Below are 12,541 nucleotides of genomic sequence, written 5' to 3'. Positions count from 1 at the left end.
TCTAGTCTCCTCGCAAAAACAAACTAATGTTATATTCGCTAGAAATTTCGGGATTCCTGTCGTATGAATTCACTTTTTTTTCAGAAAATATTAAAATAGAGAAGGAAGACAAGAAACAGTGTTACATGTTGAATTTTTACATGGTATTATCGTATAGTGTTAGTATCTAGTCTTAATTATGAAATGGACAAGGGGTGCCTAAAGATGTTAAAAGTACAGGAAATCAGAGAGTTAATTAAATTAGTGGACCAATCAAGCATTGACGAGTTTTCATATGAATATGAAGGATCAAAGATCAAAATGAAGAAGCACGGAGCAGTGAAATCTGTGGTTGAACATGTTCAGCCAGCTGCAACGGCGCCTGCGCAGCAGCCAGTGCCGGCAGTACAGGAAGCTCCACGCCCTGAGCCTAAAGTTGAAGCGGCAGCAGTCCAGGAAGTGAAGCAGGAAGAAGTGCAGGATACTTCAAATTTACATAAGATTGTTTCACCAATGGTGGGGACCTTCTATGCATCCTCATCCCCAGAAGCAGATGCATATGTGAAAGCGGGATCCAAAGTGAGCAAGGATTCAGTTGTATGTATCGTCGAGGCGATGAAACTTTTCAATGAAATTGAAGCAGAAGTGAATGGGGAAATCGTAGAAATTTTAGTTAAAGATGGACAGCTTGTAGAATACGGCCAGCCTTTATTCCTGGTTAAGCCCGAATAAGGAGCGATATTGATGATAAAAAAAGTACTTATAGCCAACAGAGGAGAAATAGCCGTCCGCGTCATCCGTGCGTGCAGGGAATTGGGGGTTGAATCCGTCGCTGTTTATTCAGAAGCTGACAAAGAATCTCTCCATGTACAGCTAGCTGATGAGGCATACTGCATCGGACCAAAGGCTTCAAAGGACAGCTATTTGAATTTCACAAATATTATCAGCGTGGCCAAGCTAACAGGCTGCGATGCCATTCATCCTGGGTACGGTTTCCTTTCCGAGAATGCCGATTTCGCCGAGCTTTGCAGGGAGTGCAATATTACTTTCATTGGCCCTTCTCCTGAAGCAATCCAGAAAATGGGGACTAAGGATGTTGCAAGGGAAACGATGAAGCACGCGAATGTGCCGATCGTGCCGGGTTCACAGGGAATCGTTGAAAGCACGGAGGATGCGGTCAGCCTGGCGAATGATATCGGATACCCGGTCATCATCAAGGCGACGGCAGGCGGAGGCGGTAAAGGAATCCGTGTTGCCCGGACCGAGCAGGAGCTGATCAAAGGGATCAATATTACCCAGCAGGAAGCGATGACAGCGTTCGGAAATCCTGGAGTGTATATTGAAAAATATATTGAAGACTTCCGTCATGTTGAAATCCAGGTTCTTGCTGACAGCTACGGCCACACCATCCACCTGGGAGAGCGTGATTGCTCAATCCAAAGACGCCTGCAAAAACTGCTTGAAGAAACACCATCTCCGGCGCTTGACGGTGAAATCAGGGCAGAAATGGGTGAGGCAGCGGTAAAGGCTGCAAAAGCAGTTGATTATACCGGTGCAGGCACTGTAGAATTTATATATGACTATCGTGACCGCAAATTTTATTTCATGGAGATGAATACCCGCATCCAGGTTGAACATCCTGTAACTGAAATGGTAACGGGCGTCGATTTGATCAAGGAACAGATCAAGATTGCCTCCGGCGAAAGGCTGAGCCTTAAGCAGGAAGACGTCCAGTTCAATGGATGGGCGATTGAATGCCGGATCAATGCAGAAAACCCAGCGAAAAATTTCATGCCATCGGCGGGCAAAATCAAAATGTATCTCCCTCCAGGCGGTTTTGGTGTTAGAATAGATTCAGCGGCATATCCTGGTTATACAATCCCGCCTTACTATGATTCAATGATTGCGAAAGTCATTACTTATGGAAGCAGCAGGGAAGAAGCGATTGACCGCATGAAGAGGGCACTTGGAGAGTTTGTGGTAGAAGGAATCCACACAACCATCCCGTTCCATCTCAAGCTGCTGAATCACGAAAAATTCGTGGAAGGGCAGTTCAATACGAAATTCCTGGAAATGTATGACGTGATGTCAGAAGAATAATAGGAGGTCTAGCCATGAGTGAACAGCAACATTTACTTGAAATGAGCCATGATGAAAACGGCTTGGGCAAAGTAGAAATTGCACCCGAAGTAATTGAAGTCATTGCAAGCATCGCTGCATCAGAAGTAGAAGGTGTCATGCAGATGCGCGGCAGCTTCGCAGCTGGTGTAGTCGAAAGACTTGGAAAGAAAAACCACGGCAAAGGTGTAAAAGTTGAGCTTGTAGAAGACGGAATCAAGGTTGACGTATATTGCGTCATGAAGTTTGGCGTATCAATTCCTGTGGTAGCACAGAAAATCCAGGATAACATCCGCCAGGCATTATTGAACATGACAGCACTTGATGCTACAGAAGTCAATATCCATGTAGTCGGCGTTCAGTTCGAAAACCAAAAAGTAGAACCAGAAGTCGAACAGGAAGTCTAATCACCGAACCAAAGGCATAAATATACATGCCTTTGGTTTTTTTTATAGATTTGGTAGGTTAGGGCGAATTTTTTTAAAGCTGTACGAAGTAGGTTCAAGTTCGGACAGGATTGCGTATTTTCCGGTAAAAGCAGTCCGAAGCAGGCCGAAGTTCGGACAGGATATCGGTTTTAGCAGTGAAAGCTGTCCGAAGTAAGCCCGTATTCGGACAGGATTCCGGGTTTTCTAGTAAAAGCTGTCCGAAGTAGGTCCAAGTTCGGACAGGATCCCGGGTTTCCCAGTAAAAGCTGTCCGAAGTAGACCCGTGTTCGGACAGGATTCCGGGTTTTCTAGTAAAGCTGTCCGAAGTAGACCCGTGTTCGGACAGGATTTCAGTTTTTCTAGGAAAAGCTGTCCGAAGTGGACCGGAGTTCAGACACCATACTAGTTTTAGCAATAAAAGCTGTCCGAACCGAGCACACATAACCCCATCAATCAACCCAAGCACAGAAATGGAAAATAGCATCTGCAATTCTTTGCTTTGACCAGATATTTCCCTTTGTTTTGATTAACTTTTTTCTAAAAAGTGAAAAATAATAGGAAACCATGCTTTATCAGATGTGATATGCTATTATTTTGTTAGAATCAGACAAGCGATAAAAGGAGCTAAAGAATTTCATGAAAAGAAGAACAGCAAGAGAAAAGGCACTGCAAGCCTTATTCCAGATTGATATAAGCAAGGTGGAAGCATCGGATGCGATTGAGCATGTGCTCGAGGAAGAAGCCGGGGATGACTATCTGAACAAACTTGTGTATGGTACAGTGGAACATCAGCCGGAAATTGATGAGGAGATCAAGGTATATTTGGAAAAATGGTCCCTCGACCGTCTGGCAGCTGTAGACCGTAATCTGCTTCGCCTGGCCGTATACGAATTGAAATATTGCAATGAAGAGGTACCTATGAATGTCGTTCTTGATGAAGCGATTGAAATTGCTAAATTATATGGGGATGACCAATCAAGCCGGTTCATCAATGGTGTTCTGTCAAAAGTAAAACAAAGCATTTCCTGACACCATTGAAACATGCAGGTTGGCCTTTCCCTGATCACATAGGGGGAGAAAGTATGGCTGCTATAATTATTGATGGGAAAGAAATTGCTAAAAAGAAAAGACTCGAAATTGCGGATCAGGTTCAGGAGCTAAAAAAGCAGGGTATCACCCCAGGCCTGGCTGTCATTCTTGTCGGAGATAATCAGGCTTCAAGAACCTATGTCAACAGTAAGCAAAAAACAGCTAAAGAACTGGGTATGCACAATGTGCTGATAGAGTATCCCGTATCGATTACTGAACAGGAGCTTTTGGCAAAAATCGATGAATTGAATAATGATGAGGCCATCCACGGCATTTTGGTACAGCTGCCTCTTCCAGGTCATATCAGTGAAAAGAAACTGATCGAAGCCATTTCCCCTGAAAAAGATGTCGATGGCTTCCATCCAATCAATATCGGCCGGATGATGACCGGCCAGGATGCTTTTTTGCCATGTACTCCATACGGCGTGATGGTAATGATGGAGGATATCGGAATCGACCTGTCCGGCAAGCATGTAGTAGTGGTTGGCAGGAGCAATATTGTTGGGAAGCCGGCAGGACAATTGTTTTTAAATGAAAATGCAACGGTTACATATTGCCATTCGAGAACCAAGGATTTGAAAGAACACACAAAGCAGGCGGATGTCATTGTAGCAGCTGTTGGAAAAGCCGGATTGATTACAGCGGAACATATAAAGCCAGGAGCTGTGGTAATCGATGTGGGCATGAACCGGAATGATGCAGGCAAACTTTGCGGAGATGTCGCTTTTGAGGAAGTAAAAGAAACGGCCGGCTATATCACTCCAGTACCGGGCGGTGTCGGGCCAATGACCATTGCCATGCTGATGTACAATACCCTTAAGTCGGCAAAAAATCATATGAACAGACTTCAAAATTCAAATCTATAAGGCATGATCCTGTCCATATCTGTTATGGTTAGAAACTGAAAATCCACTTATGTTAAGTGACGAATCGGGATTCTAAACTTATAATGGATATGGGCAGTTTTTTATGAAGCCTGAATCAATCTTTAACGGAATATTCATTAGTTCTACCAAAGGAGTTTTCCAATGGAGCAACAGCGTTATCTTACCGTCAATGCGTTAACTAAATACATAAAACGAAAATTCGATGCTGATCCGCATTTGCAGGGTGTTTATCTTAAAGGGGAAATTTCCAACTTCAAAAGGCATTCCAGCGGACATATGTATTTTACACTCAAGGACGAGAAAGCCCGAATCCTTGCTGTCATGTTTGCTGGATCTGCCCGAAACATGAAGTTCAGGCCCGAGAATGGGATGAAGGTGCTTGTCAGAGGAGATATCTCTGTATATGAAGGCAGCGGCCAGTATCAGATATACATAAAGGATATGAAAACCGATGGAGTGGGCGATTTATTCGTTGCTTATGAGCAGCTCAAGAAAAAGCTTGAGCAAGAAGGTCTTTTTTCACCGAAATTTAAACAGCCTTTACCCAAATACCCAAAAGCTGTCGGGATTGTCACATCCCCAACAGGGGCGGCGATACGTGATATTTTGACGACGATCAAAAGAAGGTATCCGATAACCAAGGTACTGATCTTTCCAGCCCTCGTACAGGGTGACCAGGGCGGCCCTTCTATAGTGAAGGCAATCGAGAAGGCGAATGAGCGGGGAGATCTAGATGTTCTGATCATCGGACGCGGAGGCGGATCGATTGAAGAGTTGTGGAATTTCAATGAGGAAACCGTCGCAAGGGCAATTTTTGCCTCTCGAATACCGATCATTTCGGCAGTTGGACATGAAACAGATTTCACGATTGCGGATTTCGTTGCAGATATGAGAGCGCCGACGCCAACAGGTGCGGCTGAACTGGCTGTCCCTCATATCCAGGAATTGATCGAGAGGGTAATGAACAGGGAAACCAGACTGATGAGGGCTATGCGGGAAAAGGTGTTCTTCCAGCAGGAGCGCTACCAGCGGCTGATCAGGTCTTACGCCTTCCGCTATCCGAGGAAATTGTATGAGCAAAAGCTTGAACAAGTGGACAAACTGACTGAATCACTTACCCGCGGAGCAAAGAAGTTATATTCCTCAAAACACGATTCGCTGATTCAATTGAAACGAAGATTGGAGCGCAGCCATCCAGAGGAATTGAGGAAAATCTCTGCGGATAGACATATAAGAACAACGCGGGCATTAAACAGAGCCATGACAGCTGTTGTTTCAGAAAAGCGAAAAGAGTTCAACGGTATCTTATCTACACTTGAAGCATTGAGTCCGCTGAAAATCATGGACCGTGGATATAGTCTGGCCTACACTGAGGATGGAAGTTTAATCAAGACTGTCAATCAGGTAAAGCCTGAACGAAAAATATTCGTAAAGCTTTCTGATGGAAGCATTGAATGCGTCGTCACAGATATTGAGGAGAGTGAAAACAATGGCTGAAGAAAAAAAACTGAGCTTTGAACAGGCGATGGACCAACTGGAAAGCATCGTTGAAAAATTGGAAGAGGGCGATGTGCCATTGGAGGAAGCCATCTCGTTTTATAAAGAAGGAATGGAATTATCCAAGCTTTGCCATGATAAGCTAAAGAATGTGGAAGAACAACTGGCCCAGATCATTACTGAAGATGGACGGACTGAGAGCTTCTCCATAAATGAGGAGGAATAGTATTGCATCCTGTTTCACTAGAATCTTTTACAAAGAAATATAAGGCTCTTCTTGAGGAGCGGCTAAGGGATGCGGTTGGCTCCCTGGAGACTCCGGAAAACCTTGCAAAGGCCATGCTCTATTCTCTTGAAGCAGGCGGGAAGAGAATCCGTCCACTCCTGGTCTTTGCGGTGATTGACGCTTTTGGAAAAGACCCGATCCATGGACTTGATGCTGCTGCGGCAATTGAAATGGTCCATACTTATTCTTTGATCCATGATGATCTTCCTAGCATGGATGATGATGATCTAAGAAGAGGAAAGCCGACGAATCATAAAGTGTTCGGCGAAGCCACTGCCATTCTTGCAGGGGATGCATTATTGACGCTTAGCTTCAGAATGATCGCTGAAATGCCAGAGGGCTCAGCATCCGACAAAGTCAAGCTGGCATTGATCACCAGGTTATCAACTGCCGCGGGAGCCAATGGTATGGTTGGCGGACAAGTAGCGGATATGGAAGGGGAGCACAGGAAACTGACGCTCGAACAGCTGGAATATATCCATATCCATAAAACAGGGAAATTGCTTGAGTACAGTATCATTGCCGGAGCAGAGATTGCAGGGGCAACCGCTGCACAAAAGGAAATACTGGCCAAGTTCGCTTATCATATTGGCCTTGCTTTCCAGATTCGTGACGATATCCTGGACCTTGAAGGAACAGAAGAGACGATTGGCAAACCCGTCGGCAGCGATACAGCGAACGAAAAAAGCACTTATCCAGCTTTGCTTGGATTGGATGGAGCCAAACAAGCCCTGCAGGATCACCTGCACAGTGCTAAGGATGCTCTGGAATCAACTGGACTTCAAGTGGGCGTCCTTTCACAAATTACCGATTTGATTGGATTAAGGAACCATTAGAAACCTTTGCCTCGTTGAAGCATTCTTCATTCGTGTGCTATAATAAGCTGTTAGCACCTTGGTGTTGGCGGCTTTTTTTATACATATTGTAAAAAATAGATGCCATATTTTAAGGTATAGCTTGAAAACCGTTCTTTATTTAATATATGTTATTACTAACAACTTTTTTAGAATAAGGTTAATTTAACCATATTGCTTGTAATGCGGTGTGATGCGAAGCAGGCAAAGCAATAGTCTTTAAAGGTACAGCCTAAATAAAAATGGCGGAATGATAAGTCAGAAATGAAAGTGAGTGGTCCGAATGGATCTTTTATCGATAAAAGACCCTTCCTTCTTGAAAAATCTTTCGAAAAAGGAATTGGAAGAGTTAAGCAGGGAGATTCGGCAGTTTTTGATAGAAAAATTATCGGTCACAGGCGGACATATTGGACCAAACCTTGGGGTTGTCGAATTAACGATTGCACTCCATAAATGCTTTGACAGCCCGAAGGATAAATTCCTCTGGGATGTTGGCCACCAGTCCTATGTCCATAAAATCCTGACAGGAAGAGCCTGTCAATTCGATACATTGCGGCAGCATAAAGGCCTCTGCGGATTTCCAAAAATGGTGGAAAGCGAACATGATGTCTGGGAAACCGGCCATAGTTCAACCTCCTTATCAGCCGCAATGGGAATGGCAATCGCCCGTGATCTGAAGGGTGAAAACTCCCATATCGTACCGATCATCGGCGATGGTGCCCTTACAGGGGGAATGGCTTTAGAGGCGTTGAACCATATCGGTCATGAGAAAAAAAAGCTGATCGTAATTCTGAATGATAATGAAATGTCCATTGCGCCAAATGTAGGAGCCCTGCATAATGTGCTTGGACGTCTCCGGACCGCAGGTAAATACCACTGGGTAAAAGATGAACTCGAATACCTGCTGAAAAAAGTCCCTGCCATTGGCGGCCAACTGGCGGCCACAGCCGAGCGGATCAAGGACAGCTTAAAATATCTCTTCGTTTCAGGCATCTTTTTCGAAGAGCTGGGTTTCACTTATCTTGGACCAGTTGATGGTCATGATTATGATGCTCTTTTCGAAAATCTTGCGTATGCAAAAAAGCAGGAAGGACCTGTATTGCTTCATGTCATCACGAAAAAAGGCAAGGGATACAATCCGGCTGAAAACGATAAAATCGGTACATGGCATGGAACCGGCCCTTATAAAATGGAAACGGGTGATTTTGTAAAACCTGAATTTTCACCGCCTGCCTGGAGCAAGCTTGTCAGTGAAACTGTGAGGGAAATTGCGCGTACCGACGAGCGGATCGTGGCAGTGACACCAGCGATGCCAGTTGGTTCAAAACTGGAGGGATTCGCAAGTGAGTTCCCGGACAGGATGATTGATGTCGGAATTGCTGAGCAGCATGCAGCGACTTTTGCCGCAGGTCTTGCGACACAAAAGATGAAGCCATTCCTGGCGATTTATTCAACCTTCCTGCAGCGTGCTTATGATCAGGTGGTTCATGACATCTGCCGCCAGAACCTGAATGTGTTCATTGGCATCGACCGTGCCGGACTTGTAGGAGCGGATGGTGAAACGCATCAGGGTGTATTCGATATAGCCTTTTTGAGGCATTTGCCGAATATCGTACTGATGATGCCTAAAGATGAAAATGAAGGGCAGCATATGGTAAACACTGCAATCAAGTATGATGATGGGCCGATTGCGATGCGTTATCCTAGAGGCAATGGTCTCGGTGTACCAATGGATGAGAAATTGAAAGAAATCCCGATTGGCAGCTGGGAAGTACTGCGCGAAGGAGAAGATGCAGCCATCCTAACATTCGGAACCACGATTCCAATGGCAATGGAAGCGGCAGATATCCTCGAAAAGCAAGGTGTATCCATCAAAGTTGTCAATGCACGCTTTATCAAGCCGCTTGATGAAGAAATGCTTACCGGGATTTTGAGAGAAAACATGCCGATCCTGACCATCGAGGAAGCTGTCCTCCAGGGCGGATTCGGAAGTTTTGTGCTTGAAACGGCACACGACCTTGGCTATCAGCACGTCGAAATCGACAGGATGGGGATTCCGGACAAGTTCATCGAACATGGCAGCGTCGACAAGCTGCTTCAGGAAATTGGCATGACAACAGAAGATGTTGTCCTAAGAATGCAAAAGCTTGCAAGACAGAAACAAAAAAGGGCGTAAGCAATGAAAATAAAAAAGGAACGTTTAGATGTTCTGCTAGTCGACCGCGGACTTGCTGAAACAAGAGAGAAAGCGAAACGGACAATCATGGCAGGACTCGTCTATACAAATGAAAACAGGCTTGACAAGCCAGGTGAAAAGGTTAATATCGATATTCCCTTGACGGTGAAAGGAAATCTCCTTCCGTATGTCAGCAGGGGCGGGCTGAAGCTTGAAAAGGCTTTGAAGGTTTTTGACCTTGATGTCAATGGAAAAAAACTACTCGATATCGGGGCTTCTACCGGCGGATTTACTGATTGTGCTCTTCAAAATGGTGCTGAAATGTCCTATGCGCTTGATGTTGGCTACAATCAGCTCGCCTGGAAGCTCCGCCAGGATGAAAGAGTCGTCGTGATGGAGCGTACGAATTTCCGTTACGTTAAACCAGAAGATCTTGTAAAAGGGATGCCGGATTTCGCAAGCATTGATGTTTCATTTATTTCACTTCGTCTCATCCTGCCAGTCCTTAAAACATTGCTGGTGACCGGGAGCGATGTTGTTGCCCTTGTTAAACCGCAGTTTGAGGCAGGAAGGGAACAGGTAGGTAAAAAAGGAATCGTCCGCGACAGGAAGGTCCACGAACAAGTCTTGGACAGGATTATTTCTTTTTCGATGGAAGAGGGCTATGATGTCATGGACTTAAGCTTCTCGCCAATCACCGGCGGCGACGGCAATATCGAATTCCTCCTCCATCTCACGTGGAACAATCCAGAGGATGAGAAAGGCAAATCAATGTTAAGGATCCTGCCTGAGGCAGTTGTGACGAATGCGCATGATGAACTAAAATCAAAACAAACCAGTGAGGAAGAATAGACTTTGACAGTCTGTTCTTTTTTTTATTTCAAGTGCTAATAGATGTTCACCACTTTGTCAATTCTGTCATGATCTTCTGATGAAAAACCACGAAAGATTGTACATTCTGTTGAAATCGGCTAACATATGAGTATATAAATGTTTCGGATTTATCCAGAGGTGATATGAATGAATAAAGGACAAAGACATATTAAAATCCGTGAGTTGATTGCGAGCAGGGATATCGAGACGCAGGATGAACTGGTCGACCGTTTGAAGGCGGCGGGTTTTAATGTTACACAGGCAACAGTTTCCCGTGATATTAAAGAGCTGCATCTTGTAAAGGTTCCTTTGATTGACGGAAGGTATAAATACAGCCTGCCAGCTGATCAGCGTTTCAACCCACTGCAAAAATTAAAAAGATCGCTGATGGATGCATTTATCCGGATCGACCAGGCTGGACATCTGTTAGTCATGAAAACATTGCCCGGCAATGCGAATGCGATTGGGGCGCTGATTGATAATCTTGATTGGGATGATATATTAGGTACGATTTGTGGAGACGATACCATCTTGATTATTTGCCGTACTCCAGAGGATACGGAGCAGGTCACAAATCGTTTTCTTGACATGCTGTAAATGAGGTGACGTTTGCTTGTTAAATGAATTATCAATACGTAATTTCGCCATTATCGAATCTTTATCTATATCTTTCAATAAAGGTCTTACTGTTCTGACTGGAGAAACCGGTGCCGGTAAATCCATTATCATTGATGCAGTCCACTTGCTTGTCGGCGGGAGAGGTTCAGCTGAATTTGTCCGGCACGGCGAGGATAAAGCAGAGATTGAAGGACTGTTTTTTATTGAAGGCGAAAACCATCCCTGTAAGTCGAAAGCAGCAGAATTCGGCATTGAAATTGAGGATGGGATGATCGTTTTAAGGAGGGATATCGCAGCCAGTGGCAAAAGTGTTTGCAGAATCAATGGCAAACTTGTCACCATCGCTGTCTTGAGGGAAGTCGGCTCAACGCTGATTGACATCCATGGCCAGCACGAACATCAGGAACTAATGGATGAAACAAGGCATATCAATCTTCTTGACCAGTTTGGCTCAGAGGAAATCCTGCCTGCCCTCCAGGAATATCAACAGGTATACAGATCATTTGAACTAACACTCAAAAAACTTAAGAGCCTCAGTGAAAATGAGCAGCAAATGGCCCACAGGCTGGACCTGATTCAGTTCCAGCATGATGAAATCCTGTCAGCGAACCTGATGATGAACGAAGATGAGGAACTGCTCGAAGAAAGGCGGAAGCTTGCCAATTTCGAACGGATTTTCGAAAGCATCCAGACAAGCTACAATGCGCTGCACGGCGATCAGAAAGGGCTGGATTGGATCGGGATGGCTATGGATAATCTGCAGACGGCTGCTGAATTGGATCCTGAATATAAAACTGTCGCAGAATCTGTTGCAAACAGCTTCTATATGCTCGAGGATGCTGCGAGAACGATCAGAAATGACCTCGATTCCCTAGAGTATGACCCTCAGCGTTTGCTGGAGATAGAAGACAGATTGAATGAAATCAACCAGCTTAAGAGAAAATATGGGAAAACGATTGAAGAGATCCTTGAATATGCTTCAAAGATCGAAGAAGAAATCGAAACGCTTCAAAACAAGGAAGTCCATATCGGCCAGATGGAAAAGGAATTGGCATCGCTCAAAAAAGATTTGCGCATCGAAGCCGATAACTTAACCGAAACACGCAAAAAATGGGCCAAGAAACTGACGAAGCTGATTCATAAAGAATTAAAAGAGCTTTATATGGAAAAAGCCGTATTTGAACTAAAGATCGATTCAGACCTCGATGCTTTCCATAAAAATGGAGCAGACAAAGTTGAATTTTATATTTCAACAAATCCCGGAGAGCCATTGAAGCCATTGTCCAAGGTTGCTTCCGGCGGAGAATTGTCAAGAATCATGCTGGCTCTAAAAAGTATCTTCTCCAAACATCAGGGTGTTACATCCATAATTTTTGATGAAGTGGATACAGGAGTGAGCGGGAGGGTCGCACAATCGATCGCTGAAAAGATCTACAATGTGTCGACAGGTTCCCAGGTGCTTTGTATTTCTCACTTACCTCAGGTAGCTGCTATGGCGGATACCCATCTATATATTGCAAAGGTCATAAAAAATGGGCGGACAAAAACTTCCGTGACTCCGCTATCCTCATCTGATAAGGTGAAGGAAATCGGGAGGATGATTTCCGGAGTGGAAATCACGGAGCTTACAAAACAGCATGCAGAAGAATTGCTGCAGCTGGCACAGAATATGAAGGCTGTCACATGAAAAGCTATCCATAAAGGGTAGCTTTTTTATTTTTATACCGGTTATAAAT

12 protein-coding genes are annotated in these 12,541 nt (G+C 44.6%); all 12 read left to right on the top strand.

The window, feature by feature from the left end; all coding sequences use genetic code 11:
- The first annotated feature begins 204 nt into the window (after positions 1 to 204).
- Positions 205 to 711: an acetyl-CoA carboxylase biotin carboxyl carrier protein gene (gene accB / locus M3593_RS04205; RefSeq protein WP_144476382.1), complete on the top strand. Its 507-nt coding sequence runs from the start codon at positions 205 to 207 to the stop codon at positions 709 to 711.
- A 12-nt stretch (positions 712 to 723) separates the two neighbouring features.
- Positions 724 to 2,079 (top strand): acetyl-CoA carboxylase biotin carboxylase subunit, encoded by a 1,356-nt coding sequence (gene accC, locus M3593_RS04200; RefSeq protein WP_144476385.1) that lies wholly within the window; start codon positions 724 to 726, stop codon positions 2,077 to 2,079.
- A gap of 14 nt (positions 2,080 to 2,093) precedes the next feature.
- Complete coding sequence (locus tag M3593_RS04195) at positions 2,094 to 2,504, top strand: Asp23/Gls24 family envelope stress response protein (protein WP_144476388.1); 411 nt, start codon at positions 2,094 to 2,096, stop codon at positions 2,502 to 2,504.
- A 657-nt stretch (positions 2,505 to 3,161) separates the two neighbouring features.
- Positions 3,162 to 3,554, top strand: a complete 393-nt coding sequence (gene nusB, locus M3593_RS04190; protein WP_144476390.1) for a transcription antitermination factor NusB — start codon at positions 3,162 to 3,164, stop codon at positions 3,552 to 3,554.
- Positions 3,555 to 3,607: 53 nt separating this feature from the next.
- Positions 3,608 to 4,480, top strand: a complete 873-nt coding sequence (gene folD, locus M3593_RS04185) for a bifunctional methylenetetrahydrofolate dehydrogenase/methenyltetrahydrofolate cyclohydrolase FolD (protein ID WP_251540828.1) — start codon at positions 3,608 to 3,610, stop codon at positions 4,478 to 4,480.
- Between the two features lie 162 nt (positions 4,481 to 4,642).
- Positions 4,643 to 5,998, top strand: a complete 1,356-nt coding sequence (gene xseA, locus M3593_RS04180; protein ID WP_251540826.1) for an exodeoxyribonuclease VII large subunit — start codon at positions 4,643 to 4,645, stop codon at positions 5,996 to 5,998.
- Entirely contained in the window at positions 5,991 to 6,224 is a 234-nt protein-coding gene (locus tag M3593_RS04175) for an exodeoxyribonuclease VII small subunit (RefSeq protein ID WP_144476399.1), read from the top strand. The genes xseA and M3593_RS04175 overlap by 8 nt, the downstream gene beginning before the upstream one ends.
- A 2-nt stretch (positions 6,225 to 6,226) precedes the next feature.
- Positions 6,227 to 7,120 carry a polyprenyl synthetase family protein gene (locus M3593_RS04170; protein ID WP_251540817.1) on the top strand — a complete coding sequence of 298 codons (894 nt, stop codon included), beginning with the start codon at positions 6,227 to 6,229 and terminating at the stop codon, positions 7,118 to 7,120.
- Positions 7,121 to 7,421: 301 nt separating this feature from the next.
- A complete protein-coding gene (gene dxs, locus M3593_RS04165) occupies positions 7,422 to 9,314 on the top strand; it encodes a 1-deoxy-D-xylulose-5-phosphate synthase (RefSeq protein WP_251540815.1) in 1,893 nt (630 codons plus the stop codon).
- A 3-nt stretch (positions 9,315 to 9,317) separates the two neighbouring features.
- Entirely contained in the window at positions 9,318 to 10,166 is an 849-nt protein-coding gene (locus tag M3593_RS04160) for a TlyA family RNA methyltransferase (RefSeq protein WP_251540811.1), read from the top strand.
- 168 nt (positions 10,167 to 10,334) lie between these two features.
- Positions 10,335 to 10,784, top strand: coding sequence for a transcriptional regulator AhrC/ArgR (gene ahrC, locus M3593_RS04155; RefSeq protein ID WP_144476411.1), 450 nt, complete (start codon positions 10,335 to 10,337; stop codon positions 10,782 to 10,784).
- Positions 10,785 to 10,800: 16 nt separating this feature from the next.
- The gene (recN, locus tag M3593_RS04150; RefSeq protein WP_251540810.1) at positions 10,801 to 12,492 is read left to right on the top strand and encodes a DNA repair protein RecN; all 1,692 of its coding nucleotides are present in this window, start codon (positions 10,801 to 10,803) and stop codon (positions 12,490 to 12,492) included.
- The last annotated feature ends 49 nt before the right edge of the window (positions 12,493 to 12,541 follow it).

Source organism: Mesobacillus sp. MER 48, assembly GCF_023714225.1.
GTDB classification, from domain to species: domain Bacteria; phylum Bacillota; class Bacilli; order Bacillales; family Cytobacillaceae; genus Mesobacillus; species Mesobacillus oceanisediminis_A.
Note: the sequence above shows the minus strand (reverse complement) of the source record. Positions and strands in the feature narration are given on the sequence as shown.

Bases quoted from the DNA above. Each gene is read 5' to 3' on its own strand.
- accB (WP_144476382.1), top strand. From the start codon at position 205: ATGTTAAAAGTACAGGAAATCAGAGAGTTAATTAAATTAGTGGACCAA.
- accC (WP_144476385.1), top strand. From the start codon at position 724: ATGATAAAAAAAGTACTTATAGCCAACAGAGGAGAAATAGCCGTCCGC.
- M3593_RS04195 (WP_144476388.1), top strand. From the start codon at position 2,094: ATGAGTGAACAGCAACATTTACTTGAAATGAGCCATGATGAAAACGGC.
- nusB (WP_144476390.1), top strand. From the start codon at position 3,162: ATGAAAAGAAGAACAGCAAGAGAAAAGGCACTGCAAGCCTTATTCCAG.
- folD (WP_251540828.1), top strand. From the start codon at position 3,608: ATGGCTGCTATAATTATTGATGGGAAAGAAATTGCTAAAAAGAAAAGA.
- xseA (WP_251540826.1), top strand. From the start codon at position 4,643: ATGGAGCAACAGCGTTATCTTACCGTCAATGCGTTAACTAAATACATA.
- M3593_RS04175 (WP_144476399.1), top strand. From the start codon at position 5,991: ATGGCTGAAGAAAAAAAACTGAGCTTTGAACAGGCGATGGACCAACTG.
- dxs (WP_251540815.1), top strand. From the start codon at position 7,422: ATGGATCTTTTATCGATAAAAGACCCTTCCTTCTTGAAAAATCTTTCG.
- M3593_RS04160 (WP_251540811.1), top strand. From the start codon at position 9,318: ATGAAAATAAAAAAGGAACGTTTAGATGTTCTGCTAGTCGACCGCGGA.
- ahrC (WP_144476411.1), top strand. From the start codon at position 10,335: ATGAATAAAGGACAAAGACATATTAAAATCCGTGAGTTGATTGCGAGC.